At 34.3% G+C, this 26,060-nt stretch carries 25 protein-coding genes and 1 riboswitch; of the genes, 5 read left to right on the forward strand and 20 right to left on the reverse strand.

Going from position 1 to position 26,060, the window contains the following annotated elements:
• Positions 1–7: 7 nt before the first annotated feature.
• The 7 genes from AC37UB_RS07925 to aspS form a co-directional block, all read right to left on the reverse strand.
• Complete coding sequence (locus tag AC37UB_RS07925) at positions 8–1,795, reverse strand: oligopeptide ABC transporter substrate-binding protein (protein WP_117973552.1); 1,788 nt, start codon at positions 1,793–1,795, stop codon at positions 8–10.
• 23 nt (positions 1,796–1,818) lie between these two features.
• Positions 1,819–2,721 carry an ABC transporter permease gene (locus tag AC37UB_RS07930; protein ID WP_117973554.1) on the reverse strand — a complete coding sequence of 301 codons (903 nt, stop codon included), beginning with the start codon at positions 2,719–2,721 and terminating at the stop codon, positions 1,819–1,821.
• Positions 2,722–2,751: 30 nt separating this feature from the next.
• On the reverse strand, positions 2,752–3,714 hold the full coding sequence (gene opp4B / locus AC37UB_RS07935; protein WP_071456144.1) for an oligopeptide ABC transporter permease: 963 nt from the start codon (positions 3,712–3,714) through the stop codon (positions 2,752–2,754).
• A gap of 1 nt (position 3,715) precedes the next feature.
• On the reverse strand, positions 3,716–4,666 hold the full coding sequence (locus tag AC37UB_RS07940; protein WP_117973556.1) for an ATP-binding cassette domain-containing protein: 951 nt from the start codon (positions 4,664–4,666) through the stop codon (positions 3,716–3,718).
• Complete coding sequence (locus tag AC37UB_RS07945; protein WP_241699552.1) at positions 4,663–5,667, reverse strand: ABC transporter ATP-binding protein; 1,005 nt, start codon at positions 5,665–5,667, stop codon at positions 4,663–4,665. Before AC37UB_RS07945 ends, AC37UB_RS07940 begins: the two co-directional genes overlap by 4 nt.
• Positions 5,668–6,071: 404 nt before the next feature.
• Positions 6,072–6,926, reverse strand: a complete 855-nt coding sequence (locus tag AC37UB_RS07950) for a YitT family protein (RefSeq protein ID WP_241699559.1) — start codon at positions 6,924–6,926, stop codon at positions 6,072–6,074.
• A gap of 76 nt (positions 6,927–7,002) precedes the next feature.
• Complete coding sequence (gene aspS / locus AC37UB_RS07955; RefSeq protein ID WP_490685563.1) at positions 7,003–8,769, reverse strand: aspartate--tRNA ligase; 1,767 nt, start codon at positions 8,767–8,769, stop codon at positions 7,003–7,005.
• A 370-nt stretch (positions 8,770–9,139) separates the two neighbouring features.
• Between aspS and AC37UB_RS07960 the strand changes: the two genes are divergently transcribed.
• Entirely contained in the window at positions 9,140–10,456 is a 1,317-nt protein-coding gene (locus AC37UB_RS07960; RefSeq protein ID WP_117973562.1) for an N-acetylmuramoyl-L-alanine amidase, read from the forward strand.
• Between the two features lie 41 nt (positions 10,457–10,497).
• Here AC37UB_RS07960 and AC37UB_RS07965 read toward each other — a convergent pair whose 3' ends face one another.
• Complete coding sequence (locus AC37UB_RS07965; RefSeq protein ID WP_242093862.1) at positions 10,498–11,586, reverse strand: 3D domain-containing protein; 1,089 nt, start codon at positions 11,584–11,586, stop codon at positions 10,498–10,500.
• Positions 11,587–11,735: 149 nt separating this feature from the next.
• Here AC37UB_RS07965 and AC37UB_RS07970 point away from each other — a divergent pair, with 149 nt between their 5' ends.
• From AC37UB_RS07970 to AC37UB_RS07980, 3 genes are all read left to right on the forward strand, one after another.
• Positions 11,736–12,212 (forward strand): nucleoside 2-deoxyribosyltransferase, encoded by a 477-nt coding sequence (locus tag AC37UB_RS07970; protein WP_117973566.1) that lies wholly within the window; start codon positions 11,736–11,738, stop codon positions 12,210–12,212.
• An 84-nt stretch (positions 12,213–12,296) separates the two neighbouring features.
• Positions 12,297–14,006 (forward strand): ABC transporter ATP-binding protein, encoded by a 1,710-nt coding sequence (locus AC37UB_RS07975; protein WP_233519202.1) that lies wholly within the window; start codon positions 12,297–12,299, stop codon positions 14,004–14,006.
• The gene (locus AC37UB_RS07980) at positions 14,007–15,740 is read left to right on the forward strand and encodes an ABC transporter ATP-binding protein (RefSeq protein ID WP_242093865.1); all 1,734 of its coding nucleotides are present in this window, start codon (positions 14,007–14,009) and stop codon (positions 15,738–15,740) included.
• 64 nt (positions 15,741–15,804) lie between these two features.
• On the opposite strand, the gene AC37UB_RS07985 is transcribed toward AC37UB_RS07980, so the two are convergent.
• The 4 genes from AC37UB_RS07985 to AC37UB_RS08000 form a co-directional block, all read right to left on the reverse strand.
• Positions 15,805–16,296, reverse strand: a complete 492-nt coding sequence (locus AC37UB_RS07985; RefSeq protein WP_117973570.1) for an LURP-one-related family protein — start codon at positions 16,294–16,296, stop codon at positions 15,805–15,807.
• Between the two features lie 74 nt (positions 16,297–16,370).
• A complete protein-coding gene (locus AC37UB_RS07990; protein WP_117973572.1) occupies positions 16,371–17,051 on the reverse strand; it encodes a YjjG family noncanonical pyrimidine nucleotidase in 681 nt (226 codons plus the stop codon).
• A gap of 88 nt (positions 17,052–17,139) precedes the next feature.
• On the reverse strand, positions 17,140–17,664 hold the full coding sequence (locus AC37UB_RS07995) for a folate family ECF transporter S component (RefSeq protein ID WP_117973573.1): 525 nt from the start codon (positions 17,662–17,664) through the stop codon (positions 17,140–17,142).
• Between the two features lie 39 nt (positions 17,665–17,703).
• Positions 17,704–17,808, reverse strand: a riboswitch (THF riboswitch).
• A gap of 60 nt (positions 17,809–17,868) precedes the next feature.
• Positions 17,869–18,246, reverse strand: a complete 378-nt coding sequence (locus AC37UB_RS08000) for a methylglyoxal synthase (RefSeq protein ID WP_117973575.1) — start codon at positions 18,244–18,246, stop codon at positions 17,869–17,871.
• A 116-nt stretch (positions 18,247–18,362) separates the two neighbouring features.
• On the opposite strand from AC37UB_RS08000, the gene AC37UB_RS08005 reads away from it, so the two are divergent.
• Positions 18,363–19,469, forward strand: a complete 1,107-nt coding sequence (locus AC37UB_RS08005) for an ABC transporter ATP-binding protein (protein WP_117973577.1) — start codon at positions 18,363–18,365, stop codon at positions 19,467–19,469.
• A 49-nt stretch (positions 19,470–19,518) separates the two neighbouring features.
• Here the strand turns inward: AC37UB_RS08005 and AC37UB_RS08010 are convergent, their stop codons facing one another.
• The 8 genes from AC37UB_RS08010 to AC37UB_RS08045 all read right to left on the reverse strand — a co-directional run bounded on the left by AC37UB_RS08010 (position 19,519) and on the right by AC37UB_RS08045 (position 26,057).
• Entirely contained in the window at positions 19,519–20,085 is a 567-nt protein-coding gene (locus AC37UB_RS08010; RefSeq protein ID WP_490685564.1) for a hypothetical protein, read from the reverse strand.
• Positions 20,086–20,168: 83 nt separating this feature from the next.
• Positions 20,169–21,053, reverse strand: a complete 885-nt coding sequence (gene rsmA, locus AC37UB_RS08015; RefSeq protein WP_117973581.1) for a 16S rRNA (adenine(1518)-N(6)/adenine(1519)-N(6))-dimethyltransferase RsmA — start codon at positions 21,051–21,053, stop codon at positions 20,169–20,171.
• The gene (rnmV, locus tag AC37UB_RS08020; RefSeq protein WP_117973583.1) at positions 21,046–21,621 is read right to left on the reverse strand and encodes a ribonuclease M5; all 576 of its coding nucleotides are present in this window, start codon (positions 21,619–21,621) and stop codon (positions 21,046–21,048) included. Before rnmV ends, rsmA begins: the two co-directional genes overlap by 8 nt.
• The gene (locus AC37UB_RS08025) at positions 21,614–22,390 is read right to left on the reverse strand and encodes a TatD family hydrolase (RefSeq protein WP_241699543.1); all 777 of its coding nucleotides are present in this window, start codon (positions 22,388–22,390) and stop codon (positions 21,614–21,616) included. The genes rnmV and AC37UB_RS08025 overlap by 8 nt, the downstream gene beginning before the upstream one ends.
• Before the next feature lie 78 nt (positions 22,391–22,468).
• Positions 22,469–24,478: a methionine--tRNA ligase gene (metG, locus tag AC37UB_RS08030; RefSeq protein WP_117973587.1), complete on the reverse strand. Its 2,010-nt coding sequence runs from the start codon at positions 24,476–24,478 to the stop codon at positions 22,469–22,471.
• A gap of 129 nt (positions 24,479–24,607) precedes the next feature.
• Positions 24,608–25,225, reverse strand: coding sequence for a DUF1054 family protein (locus AC37UB_RS08035; RefSeq protein ID WP_199500925.1), 618 nt, complete (start codon positions 25,223–25,225; stop codon positions 24,608–24,610).
• Between the two features lie 285 nt (positions 25,226–25,510).
• The gene (locus tag AC37UB_RS08040; protein ID WP_490685591.1) at positions 25,511–25,747 is read right to left on the reverse strand and encodes a hypothetical protein; all 237 of its coding nucleotides are present in this window, start codon (positions 25,745–25,747) and stop codon (positions 25,511–25,513) included.
• Between the two features lie 139 nt (positions 25,748–25,886).
• Positions 25,887–26,057: a hypothetical protein gene (locus AC37UB_RS08045; protein ID WP_490685565.1), complete on the reverse strand. Its 171-nt coding sequence runs from the start codon at positions 26,055–26,057 to the stop codon at positions 25,887–25,889.
• Between the last annotated feature and the right edge of the window lie 3 nt (positions 26,058–26,060).

Genomic DNA, 26,060 nt, shown 5'->3' on the forward strand with positions numbered 1-26,060 from the left:
TTAAACGTTATTTTTTATCTGTTACACCAACGTGAGACCATGGGTTACTTGTTACATCATAAGCCCAGTCAAATCCAGTTACTTTGTCACTTACTGGTAATACAGCATCTCTGAACAATGTTGGAATGACAAATGCTTCGTCAGCAACATATTCTTGCCATTCTTTAAATTTATCTGTACGGTATTTACCATCAAATGATTTCTCAGAATCAATTTCGTTCAATAGCTTAGTATTTTCATCACTGACAAAACGAGTGTAGTTAAACGCTGCTTTAGGTCCGTATAATCCTGATTGAGATGGATCTGAACTTAATCCCCAAGCCGCTTGATAAACATCAACGTCTGGTGAATCATTTTTCAATTTATCATAGAATGATTGGAATTCAATTAAACGACCAGTTGATAATTTAACATCTAAACCAATTTCTTTCCAGCAGTCCATGTAGTATTCAGCTAATGGTTGGGCAGTTTCGCCACCTGACATAGAAGCAAAATTAATTTCTAGTTTTTCACCTTTTGGATCGCGACGGAATTCTTCGCCATCTTTTTTCTTGTATCCAGCTTCATCTAATAATTTGTTTGCTTTATCAATATCTTGTTTAGAGTAACCAACTAAGCTCTTATCACTAAATTCATCAAAGATTGGTGGTACAATCGCATTAGCAGGTTGACGTAAACCATTGTAGAATTTGTTCGCTACAGCTTCGTTATCAATGGCATATCCCATTGCTTGACGTAATGATTTATTTGCCATTTTTGAATCTGGATTGTAAACAGATTCACCTTTAGCATCATCCCATTTACCTAATTTGAATCCAATATAAGTATAAGCTAAATCTTGACGACCTAAGATTTCATATCCTTCTATATCTTTATAGTTTGGATAGTTATCAGTTGGCATACTGAATACCATGTCATATTTTTTAGCTTTCAATGATTCTACAATTGAACTCGATGGTGCGACACGCATTGTGATTTTACTTAATTTGGGTTTTTCACCGTAGTAGTACTCATTTGGTGTGTACTCTACAGATTCACCTGTATTAATTTTTTCCATTTTGTATGGTCCAAACGTTACGATATTCTTACGTACCGCATCACTAGATTCCATTCCTTTTACTGGAATATCTTTAAAGATATGAGAAGGCATTGCTGAAGTCCAAACAGTTTCACTTGTTTGTTTCATCCCTGGATTCATTTCTTTGTAAGAAATTTCGACCGTTTTGTCATCTACTTTTTTAATTCCTGAGATAGTGTCAGCTTTTCCATCATGGTACTCATCCATCCCAACGATATTTTGGAAATCTTCACCATAACGGATACCTGAATAATCTTTGTTACCAATGATTAAGTATGGTTGGATAATATCATCTGCTACTAATGGTTTACCATCTGACCATTTGGCATCTTTAGTAATTGTAATTGTAATTTTCTTACCATCAACATCGATGTCTTTTTTTGCTACTCCGTCATCTGTTGTCTCAAAGTTACCATTACTTGTAAATAATGATTCATGAGATGGTTGCATAAATTGAGCATCATAGTTGTCTTCAGAAAAAGTTTCAGAGAACATTCCTTTAAACTGTGTATCCATAACAACTGCTGCTTCTAACGTTCCGCCTTCTTTGGCTTTTTCTTTATTAGAAGTTTTCACTGGGAATTTTGATACATCTTCCGTTTTTTCTGTTTTCCCACTACTTGATTTTTTGTCAGATTTTCCTCCGCCACAAGCTGATAACCCAACTGTTACTGCAGCACCAAGTGCTACGACGCTAAATAATTTTTTGTACTTCATTCCTTCATCCCCCTTAGATTTTTTTATCCTAAACGTTGACGTGCATCCGCTGAACGCTTCAATGCTTGACCAACGTAGTTGATACATAACATCATGACAAGAATTAATACAGACGCTGGCGCCCATACCCAAGTCATATCTGATAAAACGACACCATTTGACGCATACCCAATCAATGTTCCTAAACTAGGTGTTGATTGTGGTAATCCAAATCCTAAGTATGACAACGTTGTTTCAATCCCGATGTTGCCTGCAAAGTTCATCGTCAAATTTGTAATAATTAATGAGCTTAAGTTTGGCATCAATTCACCAAACATTATCTTGAAATCACTTGTTCCAAGTGTTTTTGATGCACTGATGTAATCACGACGTACTTCAGATAACGTCTTCCCTCTAAAGAGACGCGCTTTTGCGACCCAATAGAATGAACTCATAATCATAATAAAAGAAAATACATTATAGCTTGGAACAATTGTAACAAACACAATGATAATCATCATAATGGGTAAAATCATGATAAAATCAACAATTCGCATAATGATACTATCTACCATACCACCATAGTACCCTGCAACAATCCCTAATCCCACACCAATGATTGATGTCAAAATAGTAATTGAAAACCCAATAACAACAGAGTTACGAGCACCAATGATCAATTGTCCAAAAACATCACGCCCACCTTCGTCAGCACCTAATAGGTAGCCATTACCTGGGGCAGCATATTTATCTAAGATACTTACTTTCATTACAGCATCTTTATCTAAAACAAGTGCTCCGATAAAAATAACTGCAAAGATAATAACTAATAACGCTAATGAAAATAATGCTAATTTATCTTTTTTAAATTCTCGAGCAATCATTTTAAAACCTGTTGGTGGAACACTAACAGCTTCTACAGTTGCTTCTTTTTTTTCTTTACTCATAGCGAGTCTCCTTTCTTAACTATTGGTGTGTTACTGAATACGAATACGAGGATCGACGATACTCATGACAATATCTGAAATTAGATTCCCGATAATTGTGACAATACCTAGTATTAATACTATGGCTGTAATCACTGAGTAGTCACGTCCATTGATTGCATCAATAAACAATTTACCAATACCTGGATAAGCAAAGGTTTGTTCAATAACAACTGACCCACTAATTAAGGCAGTAATTTCATAACTTAATTGGGCTGCTATTGGTAAAGAGGCATTTCTAAAAATATGATGTGTAAAGACTTTATTAGTCGGTACACCTTTTGCTCTTGCTGTACGAACAAAATCTAATTGTTTTGCATCAATCACTTCATTACGTAAGTATTGAATCGTTACAGCTGTTGCAAGTAAAGCTTGTGTAATGGCTGGTAAAATCATGTGATACAAGCGACTCATCACATATTGTAATGACCCCGGTTCTAATCCTGTTGCCACTGATCCCGTTGTTGGGAACCATTCTAAACGGTAACCAAAGACAAATAGCATCAGTAACGCGAAGATAAAGATTGGAACAGCAAAGCTGACAAAGTTATAAACGACAACTGCTTTATCAAACCAAGAGTTTTGATAACGACCTGAGACTAATCCTAAAGGTAAGGCAATTGCATATGTAATAATAACTGTTAATAATGACAAGTAAATGGTATTCCCAACACGAGAACCAATAATATCACTTACAGGTAGTTTATATAAGAAACTTTGTCCAAAATCACCTTTAAACGCATTGGTTATCCAATCAAAATACTGAATATACCAAGGATTATTTAATCCTGCTGCTTCACGCATTCGATCGATTGTCGCAGGGTCCATATTAGGATTAATTAATCCAGTAAACGGATCTCCCGGCATAGCTTTTGCTAATAAAAAGATAAACAGACTCAACACAAAAATTTGTGGAATCATTAGTAGTACACGTCTTAATATTGTTTTCCACATATCATTGTCCTCCCCCTTCAGTTGTCTTAATTGCTGCCTGATGAGTTGGACTAATAGTTTTCAAGTCATATACACGACCATTTTCATCATAGTACTGGCTGTATAAGTCTCGGAAATCTTGTTCCACTTTTCGACGCTCTTGTTTATGCTTATCACGGTTTTCTACATCAATCTTAGGAATGGCAGACAGTAAGCGTTTTGTATAAATATGTTGTGGATTATTATAAATATCTTCACGCGTTCCGATTTCAACAAAACGACCATGATTCATAATCGCAATATTGTCACACATGTGTTTTACCACACCTAAATCGTGAGAGATAAATAAATAACTCAAATTATATTCTTCCTGAATACGTTTCATGAAGTTAAGTACCTGTGCTTGAACTGATAAGTCAAGAGCTGATACTGGCTCATCGGCAATGATTAATTTAGGATTCGTTGCAACAGCTCGTGCCACACCTAAACGTTGTCTTTGACCACCAGAAAACTCATGTGGGTACTTATATAGTGCATCTGTTGGCATACCAACAATATCTAACAAGTTTTGAACACGTTTCTTTTCTTCTTGAACAGATAAGTTTTCGAAGTTTCGAATGGGTTCAGCAATAATATCCAATACACGTTTCTTAGGATTTAAACTTGACATTGAATCTTGGAAAATCATTTGCACATCTTTATTATAGCCAATTGATTTTCTTGCTCTTTTTGAAACAACATTTGTGTTTTCAAATAAAATTTCTCCGGCTGTTGCTTTTTCAAGACCCACAATTGTTTTACCAATGGTTGATTTGCCTGAACCAGACTCTCCAACTAAACCGTATGTTTTTCCTGCTTCAATTTCAAAGTCAACACCATCAACAGCATAAACATAATCAACAACTTTATTTAAAAATCCTCCACGAATTGGGTAATGCACTTTTAAATCTTTTATTTCTATTAGTCCCATTATGCGTCACCTTCTTCTCTAAAGTGGAAATGTTTGTAACATGTGCATCGAACAAAGTGTCCTGGTTCAACTTCATGCAACGTTGGTTGTTCCTCGTGCTCATCTTCTGGTATCCAAGGAATACGAGCGGCAAATCGGCAACCTGTACGTGGCATATTTTTTAATGAAGGAACCACTCCCTCGATAACATGTAATTCAGAGTCATGTGCGTCTTCTTGTGGAATTGAGTTCAGTAACGAGCGTGTATAAGGATGTTGTGGATTAGAGAATAAAACATCAACAGGTGCTTCTTCTACAATTTGACCACCATACATAACAGCGACTCTATCTGCTGTCTCAGCTACCACACCTAAATCGTGAGTAATCAAAATAATGCCGGCTTCTGTTTCCTCTTGTAAATCTCCTAATAAGTCTAAAATTTGTGCTTGAATGGTTACATCAAGCGCAGTAGTAGGTTCATCGGCAATAATAATTGGTGGTTTACAAGAAATAGCGATAGCGATGATAACACGTTGTCTCATCCCACCGGACAATTCATGTGGATATTGTTTTGCCACACGTTCAGGATTGACAATACCTACTTGATTTAATAACTCAATCGCACGTTCAGTCCGTTGTTTTTCATCTAAATCTGTATGATAAAACAACGCTTCTGAAATTTGATCTCCTATACGCATTAATGGATTTAACGCTGACAATGGATCTTGGAAAATCATCCCGATATCATTTCCTCTAATCTTGTTATAAAGCGTTTCGGATAGACCTACAAGATTTAAATCGTTGTAGACGATATCCCCAGTAATTCTAGTATTTTTTGGATCTTGTAACCCCATTATGGTCATTGCTAATGTGCTTTTCCCACAACCAGATTCTCCAACAATTGCTAAAATTTCATTTTTGTCTAATGTAATTGACACGTCATCTACTGCATCATAAAAATTGTCTTTGATTCGAAATCCCGTATGTAAATTTCTCACGTCTAATAATTTGTTGTCAACAAACAATAGAATTCTCCTTTCTTATATTATTCCCGTACTGATTTTATTTGTACATATAACTCTTCATTTTTAATAATATCTATATACTTAATAGATGAAAACTATTAAGATATCTTATAATTATATTAGAAAACGAATGATTAAGCAATAGTTTTAATAGCAATTAAATTAATTTAAAATTAAAATTAAATGATATTAAACTCATTATATACTACTAATCTCATAATTTAAAGGTATCTTTTTGAATTTCACAAACATTCTAATACAAAAACGTTTTCAGTACCAACCTTTTAATCTTTTCTTGTAAAAATAAGTTATTTTCTTTTAAAAAATTAGGGATTTAAGTATTAATATAACTGCTTTCTCATTTTCTAATGACCTAAAGGGAAAAAATTTATTTTAGTTCTCAGCTAATCAATCGTTTCATAGAAATTCCCCATAATAGTTACATTCTCGGATATACTAACAAAGGCTTTTGGATCTGCTTTCTCCATTGCATGTTGTAGCATAGGGATTTGATCGCGCGTCAATACAGTTAATAATACTTTTTGTTCATGATGAGAAAATGCTCCTTCTGCATCATTTAAAATAGTAATACCTCGACGTATCCTAGATTGTAACTCATCTACGACAGTTTGTGGCTTACTTGTAATAATCATAACTTGCATTTTTTTTTGCTTAGTAAATACCATATCGACTACTTTGCCATTCACAAAAATAGAAAAAGCACTGTAAAATGAATATGGCCAACCAAACAAATAACCTGATGTTAAAATAATACAGGCATTAAAAATGATATTTAATGATCCAACATTTCGACCAGTTAGTTTTCTAATTGTCATACTAACAATATCTAATCCACCCGAAGATAAGCCACTACGAAGCGCTAATCCTACTCCCAAACCACATATTCCTCCACCAAAAATGGCACAAATAATAGGATCGGTCGATAACACTGTAATAGGAATAACCTGTACAAAAAAAGCTGTCATAAATACAGAAATCATCGTAAAAATAGTAAATTTTCTACTCAACATTATCCACGCTAATATAAACAGCGGAATATTTAAGCAATACAATACAACACCCATAGGCAATTCAATACCTGATACCTTTTCGGCTAACGTGACAATAATCTGCCCTAAACCTGTAATACCACTGGCATAAATATGTCCAGGTCTCCAAAATAAATTTAGTGCAATTGCTTGTAAAATACCATTAACAACAGCCATAGAAACTTTTTCCATATACCCATTGTCGCTCATATATTCTTTACACGTTTTTAATCTTTCCACTGATTGCGCCTCTCCTCGATTTATTGACTAATTAAGTGGCATAATTCTACTCATCTATTTCAACGTTTAATGATAGCTCAGCTAGTTGTTCTGTTGATGCCATACTTGGTGCAGATGTCATCAAATCAGCTGCTTTACTATTTTTAGGAAAAGCTATTACCTCACGAATATTATCTTTTTTAGCAAGTAACATAACTAAACGATCTAGCCCTAAAGCAATTCCCCCATGTGGTGGGAATCCATAATCTAATGCATCTAAAAGAAAACCAAATTGAGATTCAGCTGATTCTTTCGTAAAACCTAACGCTTTAAACATTTTCTCTTGTAAATCTCGTTGGTAAATTCTCAAAGAACCCCCTCCAAGCTCATAACCATTTAGTACCACATCATAGGCTTTGGCGTAAACTTTTTCAGGTGATGTTTCTAATAATTCAATGTCACTTTCCTTTGGCATTGTAAATGGATGATGTGCTGCTACAAAACGGTCTTCTTCTTCAGAATATTCAAATAATGGCCAGTCTACTACCCATAAGAAATTAAATTTATCTGGATCTATTAAGTCTAACTCTTTTCCTAAACGATTTCTTAATGCACCTAGTGATGCTGCGACAATTGATTCAGTGTCGGCGCAGAATAATAATAAATCGCCAACCTCTGCCTCTGTCACATCAATAATTTTTTCGCTTGAGTCTACTAAAAACTTCGCGATTGGTCCTTTTAGCCCATCTTCTTCTACTTTGACCCATGCTAAACCTTTAGCACCAAACTGAGATAACCATTCACCTAGTTTATCCAAGTCTTTACGTGAATACTTACTTGCAGCTTGTTTAGCATTTAATGCTTTGACAGCACCATTTGCGTTCAATGCATTTTGGAACACTTTAAATTCAATGTCTTTGACAGTATCCTTCATGTCAATTAATTCCATATCAAATCGTGTATCAGGTTTATCGCTACCAAATCGAGCCATTGAATCATCATACGTCATACGTGGAAATGGCAGTGGAATATCAATTCCCATAACATCTTTCATTACTTTTGATAACATATTTTCAGTATAATTTTGGATGTCTTCTTCGGTTAAGAAACTTGTTTCAATATCAACTTGCGTAAATTCTGGTTGGCGATCACCACGTAAATCTTCATCCCTAAAACAACGAACAATTTGGTAGTAACGATCGATACCTGCTCCCATTAATAATTGTTTTGTAGTTTGTGGAGACTGTGGTAGAGCATAAAAGTGTCCTGGATGAACACGTGAAGGAACTAAATAATCTCTTGCCCCTTCTGGTGTCGATTTATTTAAATAAGGTGTTTCCACATCTAAAAAGCCATTGTCATTTAAAAATTCACGAATAACTCGTGTAACATGATGTCTTAATTTTAAATTATTTAACATAGATGGGCGTCTAATATCCATATAACGATATTTCATACGCACATCATCACTAATCGTTTGATCGTCTTCAATGACAAATGGTGGTGTCTTTGCTTCATTATATACCATGATGTCCTCAGCAATAATTTCTACTTTACCTGTCTTCATTCGAGGATTAATAGACGAGTCTGTTCTCTCTACTACCTTACCTCTAACACCAATCACATATTCACTTCGACATGAATCAGCAATGTCTAATGCTTCTTGTGATACTTCTGGATTAAAGACCACTTGGACGATTCCTTCTCTGTCTCTTAAATCAATAAAAATCAATCCACCTAAGTCACGGCGTTTTTGCACCCAACCTTTTACTACAACTTCTTTATCTAGATCTTTTTCCGATACTAACCCACAATACGTTGTTCTTTCTTGCATATTATCTCTCTCCTTAAAATTAATCATTCATAAAAAAAAGCCCCTGTTATATCATAACAAGGACGAATAATTACTTACACGTGGTACCACCTATTTTTTAAAAAGTTCAAGAACTTTTTTCTCTAAACGATATAACGCTCGTTAGCGGGGTATCTTACTACCCATCTCCAGAGTGTCAGTCCTTTTTATGAATGATTTCACCAGATTCATTCTCTCTGTCGGGAAAAAAGGCACGTCTCTTTCATCGATACTCCACTTTAAAATACTAAAATTTGTACAAAAAGTCAAGATACAATAGGAGAACTCACTACTCATCTTTCCTTTTTTTTGCTATAATATTCTTTATTAATAAACCAATGAGGTAAACCATGTGAAAAACACAAAATCAATAAATCGCACGATAAAAATGTTCATCATTAATACTTTAGTCATTACCCTTGTTTTTATCGGCTTCTATTACATGCGGGGGAATAGCCAAATTGCAACTGTGGGAACAACCGCTTTAAACGTTAGAGAGAAGCCTGATGCTTTTTCCACTGTCATTACACAAGTACATAAAGAAGACAAAGTGACCATTTCTGATCAAAAAAACAACTGGTATAAAATACAGACATCTGATAAAACGGTTGGCTGGGTACCAGATTGGTTACTATTTGATGGAACGAGTGGACCATACACTAACCTTAGTGCTTTAATATCTAAACGAAACATCGAACTAAAAAAAGAAAACTCAGAAAATAGTCAAACAATTAAAACGCTAAAAAAGAATGAGTACGTCAATGCAACCCTTGAGCTAAATGGATGGGTAAGGATTTATAGTGGTGGTGATTATGGCTGGGTACCAAATGATTGCTTAACCATTCAAAAAAATCGTCCCAATAAATATAAAGACAATCAATCTCTCCATATTGCAACTACCTCTGCCTTTTTAATGAATGATCATTCAACTTCCAGTAAAAAAGGTAACTTATTAAAATATGGCGATTCTCTTACCTATGTATCTGAAACCGAAAATGGTTGGATGAAAGTAAAAACAAAAGATGGAAAAACTGGTTTTCTCAACTCCTGGCAAGTTACTTCTAGGAAAATATCTAGCAAAGAGGAAAAGCCAGGTATCCCAATGCCAGAATTTACCATTATGTTAGATCCCGGTCATGGTGGGGATGACCCAGGTGCTCAAACAACAGATGGTATAACATTTGAAAAAGATGTTACATTAAAGACAGCACTAGCTGTGAGAAAAGAATTACAGTCTCATGGATTTAATGTTTTAATGACTCATGATACAGATAAATTTGTTTCACTAACAGATATTGGAAAAATTAGTTCTTCTAGTCAAGCAAATGCGTTTATTAGTTTCCACTATGATTCTAGCGCACAACCAAATACTGCTTCTGGAACCACAACTTTTTACAGAAAAGATGGCAGTAAAATGTTAGCTCAATCAATAAATGATAGTATTGCCAATATTTTACCATTAGATAACAGAGGTTTTGGAAAACAAGACTACCAAGTTCTAAGAGAAAATTCGAAACCCGCTGTTTTACTTGAATTAGGATATATCAATAATGATTTTGATGCTTCTTATATTACGAATAAAAAATACCATCAAAAAATCGGTGAAGCAGTGTATGATGGCCTAATGCATTACATAGAAGAAAAAAGCAGTAAAGGTGCTGAAAACTAAAAAGTATCAACCAACACATGACTCGTTGGTTGATACTTTTTTTATTGAACAGTTACTGTGACTGTTCGTCTTCCCCACTGTAAACATTCTGCTACTGTACTAAAATGAACATCAATAATATTGCCTTTAATGGCTCCACCTGTATCTCCAGCAACAGCAAATCCATATCCAGACACTTCTACTAGTGAGTTTAACGGAATTACACTTGGATCAACTGCAATAACACGAGAGTTTTGTCTTAAATCAATTCCGGTTGCTGTGTAAGGTGTTAATCCAGCTTCACTATATGAATAAGCTGTCGATTGCATAGTTAAAACCCGTCCATTACCACTTGACGCTGGTTTATCTGTGGATACAGGTGTTGCGTTGGTAGAATTAGTTACTTCTGTCTTATTATTATTTTCTGATTTAGCTATTTCGTTCATTGAAGAAGAATTATTAGTATTTACTTTGGTTGTTTCTTTAGCCTCTTGTGCTTTTTTAGCCAATTCTTTTTCTTTAGCTGCTTGAGCTTCTTTTATGACACGTTCTTCCGATAACTTTTTCAATGTTGCTTCATTATCAGCCAGTTCTTTTTTTAAATCGTTTACTTGTGATTCTAATGCTGCTTTATCTGTTTCTACTTTGGATTGCTTTTCAGATAACATTTGTTGGTCCATCACTAATTCTTCTCTTAATTTTTCCAACTTTTCCGTATCTGTTTCTAATGTATCAATTTTAGATTTTTCAGCTGTTTGTAAAACTGACATTGCATAAGCACGATTAATAAAATCTGACACACTATTAGCGTTTAATAACGTATCAACCATTTTAGTACTTTGTTGATTTGTTTGGATTGTCTTCATACGAGAAGCGATCAATTCTTTGCGTTTATCCATACTACGTTTTGTTTTTTCAATTTGCTGTTGTGTAGATAATATTTTAGTTTCAGTATTAACTACCTCTGATTTTAAATTTTCTAAATCTCTATAATTTTTATTTACATTATCAAGTGCACTATCGATTTTTTCACTAATCTCAACACTTTGTTTTTTCACGTCTTCTTCTTTCGTTGCTGCAAATAACGAAACTGGCATGCTTGTTAGCATGACAAAGCACAATAGACCAGTTATAGTTTTCCTATAATTCAACAATCGCCAACACCTTTCAATTAATAACGTTCACTTTTTATCTTTCCCAATTATACAAGAATGGCTCTTGCTTAATATGACATTCTCTTTACAAATTATTACAAATTAGGGTATTGTATTATATAAATGTAATAGTAAGGAGTGGTTTGATGACAAATATATACTTTGCTAGTCCCTTATTCTCAACAATGGAAAAAAATTACAACGAGTGGCTTGTAAAACAAATCAGAGAATCTTACAAAGAGGTTTCTGTGTATTTACCTCAAGAGCAAATGGAGATAAATGATAAAAATAGTTATGCTGACTCAAAAATGATTGCAACTTATGATACAAATGCTCTATTAAATAGCGATTTAATGATTGCTGTTCTTGATGGTCAAAGCATAGATGTTGGTGTAGCAACAGAAATCGGCGTGGCTTATCAAGCTGGCGTCCCAATAATCGGTTTGTTCACAGACAGTAGACAACAAGGTGCTGATAATCAGCAAAAAATAACAGCATTGCAAGATGTAGCAGAGTCTCAATTCCCTTATGTTAACCTTTACACGATTGGGTTAATTAAACTAAATGGCGTCGTGGTTAATTCTGAAGAATTGTTATTAAAAACGATCGCCACATACATCTAATTTAGCGAGCATCTTTTACCGTATTTGGTTATAGGATGTTCGCTAAAATCATGTTAACCTAATTAAAGAAAGGAAGTGCTCAACTTGTCTGTATTTTCTTATGCTAAAAAATATAAAAAACAATTAATACTTGGCCCTGCTTTTAAATTGATGGAAGCAATCTTCGAATTAACACTCCCACTATTTATGGCTTATTTAATTGATTCAGGGATTCGAGAACAAAACATATCGGTTGTCTACGCTGCTACTTTATACATGTTAGGTTTGTCTATACTTGGGCTTTTATGCGTCCTAGTTTGCCAATATTATGCAGCTGTTGCGTCTCAAGGTTTTGGAACAGAATTACGTTTAGCTGTTGTAAAAAAAATCACACAATTTTCTCATACTGAAATTGATGAATTTGGACCTGACACATTTTTAACTAGAACCATTAACGACGTCAATCAATTACAACTAGCGTTAGCCATGCTCATCCGTCTAGTTATTCGTGCACCATTCCTTAGTATTGGCTCTATCGTAATGGCCTTTACCATCAATACATCAATGGGATTTATTTTCTTGTTAACTGTTCCTATTTTTTCATTTATTCTATACATTTTAATGAGCAAAACAGTACCAAAATACCAACAAGTGTTATCATCTATTGATGAATTAAATACTGTTACTAGCGAACAACTTACCGGTGTCAAAGTTATTCGTGCCTTTGCCAATGAAAAAAAAATGGAAGATAAATCAGCTGAGGTCAGCGAAAAGTTAGCCAATCGCTACATTGATATGACAAAACTATCTGCTCTTATGTCTCCCCTAACCTTGTTTATGACAAATATGATTATTGCTCTAATCTTATGGGTTGGTGATATTAATGTATCTGTCGGACAACTTCAAACAGGAGATATTGTAGCTTTAATCAACTACATGCTACAACTGCTAGCTGCCTTAATTGTTGTAGCAAATTTAGTGACCATTTTCGTACGAGCTTTTTCAGCTAAAAAACGGGTCGAGGAAATACTTAATACAACACCGAAAGTTCAAACACAACCTCTAGATAAAGTATTACCATTTGAATCAGAAAACACGTTATCTTTTCAAGGTGTATCCTTTCATTACCCTAGTTCATCTCAAGACGTGTTAAGAAAGATTCAATTCGATTTAAAAAAAGGGACACAACTTGGGATTGTTGGACCTACTGGATGTGGTAAGACAACGTTAATTGAATTAATTCAAAAATTTTATCTTCCAACTGACGGGACTATTCTCTTAGATAATATGAACCTACTTGATTTAACCTCAGGAGAAGTCATACATTCTATCGGTTATGTATCACAAAAAAGTGTCATTTTTTCAGGAACGATTGAGAGTAACTTAAAAATGGGATTCCCAAATGCAACGGAAAAAGATTGTTGGAGAGCACTAGAGTGGGCTGACTGTTTAGAGTTCGTTGATGACTTAAGTATGCCAACTGCTGAAAACGGGACAAATTTTTCAGGAGGCCAAAGACAACGTTTGGCAATTGCCAGAGCGTTGATTTCTCAACCAAGTATTCTAATTTTAGATGATGCTTTAAGTGCTTTAGATTATAAAACGGATTTAGCTATTCGACAAACGTTAGCAAGACTTGATTTTATCAAAAATAGCATTATCGTGTCGCAACGCATCTCTTCTGTTAAAGAAGCAGACCATTTACTAGTCTTAAATCAAGGTGAAATAGTCGCTCAAGGAACGCATCAAAACTTGATGAAGCAATCACAATTTTACCAACAAATTGTGACATCTCAAGAAAAGGGGGATAACTAAATGTTTAAACAAACACTTTCAACTTTCTCTCCTTATCTAAAACCTTTCAAAAAAGCGATTATCTTAAATGCTTGTTTGAGTTTTCTGTACGGCCTGAGTAGTGTATTGGTCACCATGTATATTGGTAAAGCAATTGATAGTATGACGCTATCATCTAAGACGGGGTTAGTAACACAGATTTTTCTCATTATCGTTTTGACTTGTCTAGCGGCGAGTAGTTTTTATTTCTTACAGCGAATCAGTCAGCATATCGCCTATACTTCTATGAAGGAAGTAAGAAAAAAAGGATACCATAAGCTAAATAAATTACCGATAAATTATTTTGATACACATTCACATGGTGACACGATGAACCGATTTAGTACGGATTTAGATTATATTTCAGAAGCTCTACTGGCTTTATTTAATCAACTATTTCCAAGCATAACGATTATCATCGTGGCACTGGGTATTATGCTATCTTTAAACGTTATATTAACTGGTGTAATTCTCTTGATAACAGCAGGTATGTTTTTAGTTAATGTGATGATAGCAAAAAAAGGACAGCGATATTTCAACGCACAACAGCAATTACTGGGAAAAATGTCTGGCTATATCAATGAACAATTTAGCCATTTAAAAACGATTAAGTCTTATGAATATGAAGAAACCGTTATTCAACAATTTCAAGACATGAATCTTGAATTGCAACAAACTGGGCAACAAGCACAATTCATTTCTTCTCTGACAAATCCTTTATCTCGTTTTATCGATCACATGGGCTATTTATTAATTGGTTTAGTGAGTGGGCTACTTATTATTAATATTTCATTACCATTATCTTTAGGAATGCTATCTAGTTTTATTATTTATTCAGGACAGTTTTCAAAACCGTTAATTGAACTATCAAGTATCACAACACAACTTCAAACAGCTTTTTCGAGTATTAAACGTATCAACGACTTACTAGATGAACCAGAAGAAGAAACATACGTCAAAAAACTAACCCATCCTTTCACACCTATTGGTAATGTGTCCTTTTCGCATGTGTACTTCTCATATGATCCAGCATCACCATTAATTGAAGATTTCAATTTAACTGTTAAACAGGGACAAACAGTGGCAATTGTAGGGAAAACAGGAGCAGGTAAATCTACCTTAGTTAATCTTTTAATGAATTTTTATCCGTTAGATAAAGGCGTTATTACGATTGATTCCGTGCCAATCACTGATATACCAAAAGATGAATTGCGACGCTCATTTGGAATGGTGTTACAAGAAACTTGGTTATTCCAAGGTACTATTTGGGACAATCTAACGTTTGGTAACACACAAGCAACAAAACAAGATGTGATAAAAGCCTGTGAAGAAGCAAATATCTATCACTTTATTCAACAATTGCCTCATGGATTTGATACGATGATTGGGCAATCAGGTGTGTTGTTATCTGAAGGACAAAAACAATTATTTACGATTGCGAGAACGATGATTAGTAAACCTCCTATGCTTATACTAGATGAGGCCACAAGTTCTATTGATACCTTGACAGAACAACATATCCAAACAGCTTTTGATAACATGATGTCAGGAAAAACTAGTTTTATCATCGCTCATCGTCTATCAACAATTAAAAAAGCCGATATTATTCTTGTGATGGATAAAGGAAAAATCATCGAGACAGGAACTCACGACTCCTTATTAAAAAACAAAGATGGTGCTTATTCTAGTCTCTACCACTCACAATTTAGTCATTAACAAACTAAAAAACTCACTCTAGCTAATTGCTTACTACTTAACAATTAAACTAGAATGAGTTTTTTTATTTTACTATATTAACTTTTGCTTCAATTTTTTTTACTGAATCAAGTGCCAACATTAAGCCTATTGTTTCTGGTTCGCTTGATTTTTCAAAAACAGTGATTTCATAAGCATCGCCTAATCCTGTCCAACGATTACGAACTTTTGATACTTTACGATAACCTGACATGATGTCAAAGTCCATTGACCACCAATCATCGTATACTTCTAAATCATCACTTGTTATTTGAAATGACATTTTTGAGATTGACTCGGATTGTTCTACAGTAAATGCAATACGCTCATCAACTACAACATCTAAACATGGAAAAGTTGATCCAATATGTTTTTCAACACGAACAACTTCTTCTTGTTTGTTATTATATACACTATAACAAGCTAATCCATTATCATCAAAACACTCGATTGTATAAACTTTATCTCCTTCTCTTGTGATGATTTCTCTTTTGTTTTCATTAGTATAATCTTCTTTTAACATAAATAGTTGACGCATAAACGCACACCTCTTTAATCTTTTATTATACCAATCAAACAATTCCCCATACCTAACTGTTACCCTTTTTTGAGTCAAACACATTCCAAAATTTCTGATAAGTTATCTACTTTTTTTGTGTAGGTTTTATCTGACGTCTCAGCTCCATTACTAAACCATATAGAATCAATTCCGACACGATTTGCCCCTTCAATATCTGATGATAAACTATCACCAATCATCACAACTTTTGATAAATCTGTTATTCTAGCATCATTAAAAATATAATCAAAAAAACGAACATCAGGTTTTTCAAATCCAACTTCCTCGGAAATATATAATCCATCAAATAAATCTGTCATATTTGCACTAGCTAGACGTTTGCGTTGTGTCTGACCAACACCATTTGTTCCAGCAAAAATGGTATACCCTTTCGATTTTAATTGGGTTAATAAACTCATTGCCCCATTCATGACATCATTTCTCTCTTCAAGAAAACCTCGATACTGTTTATCAACTAATACACCATCAACAACAATATTATTTGCTAAAAAGAATCGTTTAAAACGCTCCTTTAAAACAACTGCTTTACTGATTTTACCATCTTCTAACTGCTCCCACAAGTCATGATTGATTTCTTTGTATTGATTAAATGTGTTTTCATTAAAAACAACACCATAAGTAGCAAATACTTTTTGTAATGCGTCATACTCTGAACGGCTAAAATCGAGCAACGTATTATCTATATCAAATATAATATATTGGTATTTTTTCATGTATACCCTCCTTTTTTCTATATATGATACTTTATAACATAAAAAAAAGCAGTGTGTCCATATACACTCTGCTTTTTGTATGATTTTTTTATGAAGCAAATTTAACTAATTGCTTTTGTATAACTTTGACATTAGCTAACCAATAAGTCCCGATAACATGAATCACTAATAAAATCAGTGAACTCACAACACGACTTGGAATATTGGCAACAATTCCTGGACCATACATTAAATATAGCCAAAATGTGTTCATCCCTAAATTTACCACAATTGTCACAATCACATTGACTGTGATAATTCGTTTTAGCGTCATCTCTTTTTTATAATAGAATAATCCATATAAAAAGGCTGATAAAAAAGCTGACAACGTAAAACCTGGAAAAAATCCTGCTGTTACTGGAAATAGAGTGATTCCAATAAAATCAGCTAAGGCATTTCCTATTCCTGCCACAAGTGGCGAGAACATCATACACATCAACACAACCGCAATAAACGTAAAACTAATACGAACAAACGGTGTTTGAATTGAAATGAATCGTGTTAACACGATTTGCAACCCCATTAATACTCCCATCAATGCAATTGACTTTGGCGTAAAATCATTTTTGCTCATCCTAGCATCTCCTTTTATTTAGAGTTGCTACATCCATTATGCAGCGAATGCAGAAATAAGGCCGCAAGTACACCACTTGTACTTTTCGTCCACTAAGCAACATCCCATCCTAGTAGCACTTGACGCTATATTTCCTACTCTGTTATTTGTTTTACATTCGTACTATATCATAATGGAAAAAAATTACAATAAAGACTATCCCTGTCAAATTTTCGCCAAATTCTCTAATTCTTTAAAAAGTAGCATGGCTGTACTTTTATTTGTTGCTAGAGGGATTTCATAGACATCACTTAGACGAATCAACGCAGTCACGTCTGGTTCATGTGGTTGGGCTGTTAACGGATCTCTTAGAAAAATGATCATATCCATCTCTCCTTCTGAAACACGTGCGCCTATCTGTTGGTCTCCCCCTAGAGGTCCTGATTTAAATCGATGAACATTTAATTTCGTTGCTTCTTGAATACGAAGTCCTGTTGTCCCTGTGGCAAATAATTCATGTATACTTAATACTTCCTCGAATTTTTTTGTTAATTCGACCATCTCTTTTTTCTTTTTATCGTGTGCTATCAGTGCTATTTTCATCTTTTTCTCTCCCTTTCGTCATATTGCCCAAAAATATAGGCATGTTTACATTGTAAGCGTATCACTAAATTCATTATACTGTATTTAATAAAACAAATGAAAGAAGGAAGTACACTATGGTAGAAATTGCTTTAAAACACATTTATAAAAAATATGATGGAAACCCTAATTATTCTGTTACAGATTTTAATTTACATATTGAAGACCGTGAATTTATCGTGTTTGTTGGCCCTTCTGGTTGTGGTAAATCAACAACATTACGTATGGTAGCTGGTCTTGAAGATATTTCAGAAGGTGAACTTTGGATTGGTGATAAATTAGTCAATGACGTTGCGCCAAAAGATCGTGATATCGCGATGGTTTTCCAAAACTATGCGTTATATCCTCATATGACCGTCTACGATAATATGGCATTTGGTTTAAAACTTCGTAAATATGACAAAGAAGAAATCAGAAAACGTGTCGAAAATGCTGGTGAAATTCTTGGTTTAACAGATTACTTACAACGAAAACCCGCAGCTTTATCTGGTGGACAACGACAACGTGTGGCATTAGGTCGTGCGATTGTGCGTGATGCTAAAGTATTTTTAATGGATGAACCTTTATCAAACTTAGACGCAAAACTTCGTGTGGCAATGCGTGCAGAAATCGCGAAACTTCATCGTCGTTTGGAAACAACCACTATTTACGTTACCCATGACCAAACTGAAGCGATGACTATGGCCGATCGCATTGTTATCATGAAAGATGGTTTTATCCAACAAATTGGGACACCAAAAGAAGTATATGACACACCAAACAATGTATTTGTCGCTGGATTCATCGGCTCTCCTGCTATGAACATATTTAACGTTGAATTAACAGAAGATGGGCATATCACTGATGGTCATGATTTAAACGTTCAGTTGCCTGAAGGAAAATTCAAAATTTTACGTGAACAAGGATACGTTAACAAACCATTAATTTTTGGTATTCGCCCTGAAGATATCCATAGTGAAATTCTTGCAAAAGAAGCTTCTCCAAATAGTATTGTTAAATCTGAAGTAGTTGTATCAGAATTACTTGGAGCTGAAACAATGCTTTATACAAAAACGGGTGAAACAGAGTTCATATCAAAAGTCGATGCAAGATCGACTTATCGTCCAGGAGAAGTGATTGAATTAGCTTTCAACTTAAACAAGGCTCACTTCTTTGATCCTCAAACAGAACAAGTTATTAGATAAGAAATAACAAAGACCAAATTTTCATTTGAGAGAAAATTTGGTCTTTTATTTATTTATTTTTTGCTGCTAAATAAACTGGAAATGAAAATCTTGCCCCTATTTTTTGAGCAATCATATACGCAATAGAAAAATCAATCAAACTATGGACAAATCCACCTACACCAACTAATAAGATAACTGATTGAAAAAAGCCCATTGTATAACTTGCTTCACCTAATCCATCTGTCATAAAAAATACTGTCACAATCAGTGTTTCAAATAAAGCATGTGCTAGTCCTAAAACAATATTAAATACCATCATTTTTTTAGGTGAATGTATGATAGTAGGTCTTTTTTGTAAATACAATGCACCAAAAAAAGCAAAAATCACATGAGATAAGGCTCTCATCCCAATAATAAAAGGTGTCGTCATAAAGAAACCAAAAGCGGTTCCTAACGCAACAAGTACTGCAACTAATGGAGAAACGAACATTGCTAGCATGACTGGTACATGGCTGGCTAAAGTATAAGACGCAGGTCCTATCACGATTCTTACTGGCATAACCATTGGAATAACAATCCCCAACGCAATTAAAAAAGCTGCATAAGTCATATTTAATACCGAATTATTTTTCATTTTTTATTTTCACTCCGTTTATCATTTATTTATATGATAAACAATGCACAAATTATTGTCAATGAACAATCACTACCGTAATTTTATTTTTTATTCGTGATTAACACGTTTGATAATTTTCCAAATTCTGCAATGCTTAATGTCTCACCACGACGTTTTGGGTCTATGTCACTCTCTTCCAATGATTTTTCTAACCACTGTTTTGTTTGGTCATCTTTTCCAAAATGACTCGTTAAATTGTTCCATAATGTTTTACGACGTTGTGTGAACGAAGCACGTGTTAATTCAAAAAAGAATGTTTCATCTATCACGTCAACAATCGGTGTCTCTCTTTTTTCTAACTTAATAATCGCTGAATCCACATTAGGTTGTGGAACAAAAGCTGTTTTAGGTACAATAAACGCGAGTTTTGCTTCCATATAAAATTGGACGGCGATTGATAACGAGCCATAAGCCTTCGTTGAAGGTTTTGCAGTCATTCTATCTGCTACTTCTTTTTGCATCATCACAACCATTGTCGTGATATCTAGTGGTGACATCAATAAATGCATCATGATGGGTGTCGTAATATAATAAGGCAAATTGGCAACGACTTTGATTGGTTGCTCTTCATCAAATACTTTTTTTGCTTCGGCCACGACATCAGCTTTTAAAATATCTTCATTAACGACTGTAATATTATCATAAGGTGACAACGTATCTTCTAATACCGGAATTAAACGTTGGTCGATTTCAAATGCTAGCACTTTTCCAGCATGTCGTGCTAAATGTTCCGTTAAAGCACCGATACCTGGACCGATTTCAATCACACCATCTTCTTTTGACAAGTCTCCTGCTTCGGCAATTTTTCTTAAGATATTAGGTTCTGTTAAAAAATTTTGTCCTAAACTCTTTTTAAATGAGAACCCATGTCTTTTTAGTATTTCTTTCGTTCGACTAGGTGTTGCTATGTCTTTGTATTCATTCATTCGTTTCACCTTCTATTATCTCTTTCATTGCCTCTAAGAATTTTTCTTTTGTTATTTGAAACATACTTAATCGTTTTTTTAATTGTTTTCCATTTGTATAGCCGATATTAAGTAACTCACCTAGTTTTTCTCGTCTAACTCTCGAGCCATTTCCGGCTATTAATCCAAATTGAATTAAATCTTCCACCGTGATGTCAGATTCAAAATGATTGGTTGTGGGTGTTGAAACATCTTTTAGCGCTTGAATAATTGCTTCATTACTGGCATGTTCTACGCCCAAACTACCATGTTTCTTTTTAGGAACTCCCTTTGAGCGAGGGATAAAAGCATGTTTAGCATCAGGCACGACAGCCATAATCTGCTTACGGATTTTTTCACCAGGAAAATCTGGATCAGTAAACACAATCACACCACGCACACGTTGAGCGTGTTTAATTTTATCCAACGTTTCGTTATTTAACGCCGAACCATTCGTTTCTATCGTGTCAACGTCTAACACTTGCTGCAATCGTTTTGTATCGTCTTTTCCTTCTACAACCACTATTTCTGATATTTTTTCTTTAGTCATTTTCTTCTAACCTAAACAATCTATGTGCATTTTTTGTTGTTTCTTTTGCCACTGTTTGATAAGGTAAATTTCTTAATTCAGAAATTTTATCAACGACATAATGTGTATACCCAGGTTCATTACGTTTTCCACGATATGGCACAGGTGCTAAATACGGTGCATCAGTTTCCACTAATAATTTATCCATTGGGACAATTTTTGCTGCTTCTTGAACTTCTAGTGTTTTCTTAAATGTGACAACACCACTAAACGAAATATGCATCCCTAAATCTAAAAAACGTTTCGCCCACTCGCTATCGCCACCAAAACTATGCATAATGCCTCCAATATCTTGAATGCCTTCTGATTTTAAAATCTTATAAGTATCTTCCATCGCATCTCTTGTATGGATGCTAATTGGTAGATTCATCTCTTTAGCAATCGCAATTTGACGACGAAAGACTTTTTCTTGTACGTCAGGATCGTCATTCATCCAATAGTAATCTAATCCAATTTCTCCCAATGTCACAACACGAGGATTCGTTAATTTTTCTTGTAAATCTTTTTCAATCTCTTTTGTGTACCTTCCTGCTTCAGTCGGATGCCACCCAATAATACTATGAATAAAAGGGTACTGTTCACTTAACTCTAACGAGCGTTCAATCGTTGGTGTATCAAATCCTACTACTGCCATTTCAGTTACACCTAGTTGTGCTGCTCGCTCAATGACTTCTTTATAATCGTCATTAAATTGTTCTGCATTTAAATGTGTGTGTGTATCAAAAATCATAGTTTTCACTCCTATCACGATGATTTTAACATAAAAAGAGATTGAAAAAGACCACTTTTTCAATCTCTTTTACATTTTCTATCCAACGATACTGCCGTTTTCTGCTCCTTTTGGTGCTTCAACAACATATAATTTTCCATCTGAATTTTCAGCTGATAAAATCATTCCTTGACTGATATGTCCACGAATTTTTCTTGGTTTCAAGTTAGCCACAATCACCACTTTTTTACCAATTAAATCCATTGGTTCAGGATAAAATTCTGCAATTCCTGATAAAATTTGGCGATTGCCTTTGTCACCAGCATCTAATCTAAATTGCAATAATTTATCTGCCCCTTTAACTTTTTGACAGTCTAAAATTTCAGCCACTTTTAATTCAACTTCATCAAACGTTTCAAATTTTACTTCTTTATCTTTAACAGAAACAAGCTTCACATCTTCTGGTTTCCATTCTTCTTCTTCTGTCTGTTGATTCATACTTTGAGCCATCTGTTCTTTAATATAAGCTACTTCTTCTTCAACATCTAGACGTGGGAAAATAGGCGTTCCTTTGCTGACAACTCTGGTACCAGAAGGGAACTCTCCAAAACGAATATCAATCATAGAGACTGTTTCATCATCCAATCCTAATTGGCTAAAGATTTCTTTTGGTGCTTGCGTCATAATTGGTTGTAGTAAAATAGCAGAAATGCGTAAACTTTCGGCTAAATGAACCATGACACTATTTAATTCTGTTTGTTTTTCTTCATCTTTCGCTAAGTTCCATGGCTCAGTCTCATCAATGTATTTATTCGCACGAGAAATGAGACGCCATACTTCACTTAACGCAATGTTAAACTCTAATTTTTCCATTGCTTTATTATATTTACCAATCACATCTGCAGCAGTTGTTGATAATTCACTATCAAAATCTGTTACCTGAGAGGCGTAGTTTGGTACGACACCATCACAATATTTATTAATCATCGCAATCGTACGATTTAATAAATTACCTAAGTCATTGGCTAAGTCATAATTCACACGAGAAACAAAATCTTCTGGTGTAAACACACCATCTGAACCAAACGGAATTGCACGCATTAAATAGTAACGTAGTGCATCTAATCCGTAACGTCTTACTAACATTTCAGGGTAAACCACATTCCCCTTTGATTTAGACATTTTACCATCTTGCATCACTAACCAACCATGAGCAAAAATTTGTTTTGGTAACGGCAAATCAAGTGCCATTAACATAATTGGCCAATAAATGGTATGGAAACGGACGATTTCTTTACCAACCATATGAACATCAGCTGGCCAGTATTTTTGGAAGTTACTATCATCGTCTGTACCATAACCTAAAGCGGTAATATAGTTTGATAGCGCATCAATCCATACATATACCACATGTTTTGGATCACTTTCAACAGGAATTCCCCATTTGAAAGATGTACGGCTAACAGCTAAGTCTTCTAAACCTGGGTTAATAAAATTATTAATCATTTCATTTTTACGAGAAACTGGTTCAATAAAATCTGGGTGTTCTTCGTAATATTCTAATAAACGGTCTGCATATTTGCTCATTTTAAAGAAATAGCTTTGTTCTTTAACAAGTTCTACTTCATGACCACTCGGAGCTAATCCACCAATAACTTTTCCATCTTCATTTCTAAAGACTTCAGCTAATTGATTTTCAGTGAAATACTCTTCATCTGATACCGAATACCAACCTTCGTATTCACCTAAGTAAATATCTCCTTGGTCAACTAAACGTTGAAAAATCTTTTGAACAGATTGTTTATGAGAAGGATCAGTTGTACGGATAAATTTTGTGTAGTCAATGTCTAATAATTTCCATAATTTCTTAACGTCCATTGCCATATTATCTACGTATTCTTGTGGTTCAATTCCTAATTCTTCTGCTTTTTGTTCAATTTTTTGACCATGCTCATCAAGCCCTGTTAAATAAAAGACATCAAACCCTTTCATTCGTTTATAACGAGCCATTGCATCACACGCTATAGTTGTATACGAGCTTCCTATATGTAATTTCCCACTTGGGTAATAAATCGGAGTGGTGATATAAAAAGTTTTTTTATCTTCCACTGTTCGTCCTCCTTTAAGTCACTCTTCATAAAATTCAGCGACATATAATCACCGTTCATTATAGCATAATTCAATAAAAAAAATCATCATAAGCTAAAATTTCAATCTGTCTAGTTATCTTACTGCATATTAATTAAACAATTGGAAACAAGCTTGATAAATTGGTATAAGTGATAGATAGGTTTGCAATATGTCGTCAAATAAGACATCAGTCGATTCGGTATTAAATCGATTCTTTTGTATCACTCGACCAATTTGAAATTCTCCTTTTTTAACATCTCTCCATCTAGTTAAATCTTTAATGACTCGTTCTTTTTCTAATGCATGATAGTTATTTTTTGTATGGTCTGTGTTTACAACAAAATCATTTGGCAATGACTCAAACCACTCGAGGTGATCCAAGCATGTTTGTGCCATTAAAACTTCATTTTGTGGGTTATCAATAAATGATAACCATATGACTACATATTCCGGTGTAATCCCCAACTGAAAATGAGGAAATTTTTTATAACCTCTTTTATTTCCACCCATTGCACTCCACGTAAAATTTGGTGCATTTGTTGTGCGTCGTCTGTGTTGTGCTATATGAATAGGCAATTTTTCACCCAACAAAGGTTCTAACTCTTCCACTAATTTTTCATCAATCGACTGAAAAACCGGTTGAATTTTTTCACGAATTCCAATCATTCGACTATCTAATCCTTCTATATTAAAAACTTCAAAACATGCTTCATTAAACATTAACATATACTAACTCCTAACAAATATTATCCACTAAAAAAGCGGTCTAAATAGATTACTTTAAATCTATCAGACCACTGTTATTCTGTCTATTTATTTGTGGTTGGATACTTAATGCCTGTTAAGATATCAACCAAATCTTTTATCGATCTGATTTCAATATCTTTTACGACTTTTGTTAATTTTTCAGCCAATACTGGATTAATATATCCTTTTGTTAAACAATCAAATTTATCGACTGAGTCTTCCCAAGTAAATGGTCAACAAGGCATACCTGGGTAATTGATTACTTCATAAGTTGTAACAGTACCATTCATTTGTGTAATTGGTAATACGTGCACAAAAATCTTTTGGATAACGTTTTGTGAAATCAGCATCTGGTTTCACAAGGGCTTTTTGAAGAAGTGCTTGAACATCAGGTTTTATAATACGTGATTCTTCAAACTGAGGTTGCATCACTTGTCCACCTAACACAGCAACAGCTAACAAGTATGGTAGGGAATAATCAGCTTGTTCTTTTGTTGTGATGGCTGCATCCGTATTACCATGTTATACACCCCCAAAAAAAATCATAGGTAATTTTTGGTACATCTGTTTCAATTGACTTGATACTTTCAGACTTAATAGGCGTTTTGGCTAATAATTCTAATATACATTCTATAGCTAGTTATGTATGAATCATTGCAACAAATTTTTTAATGGTTGATTGTGGTACACCTTCATAATTTTCATGTTCCAAATCAAGATCAATTGGTTGTCCTAGTAAATGTTCAATACCCTGAGTCTCTTCTACAATAAACTTGTTTTTTTCCAGCGAAAAAACCCAACGCCAATACAAAGA

This window comes from Vagococcus changpingensis, from assembly GCF_058211775.1.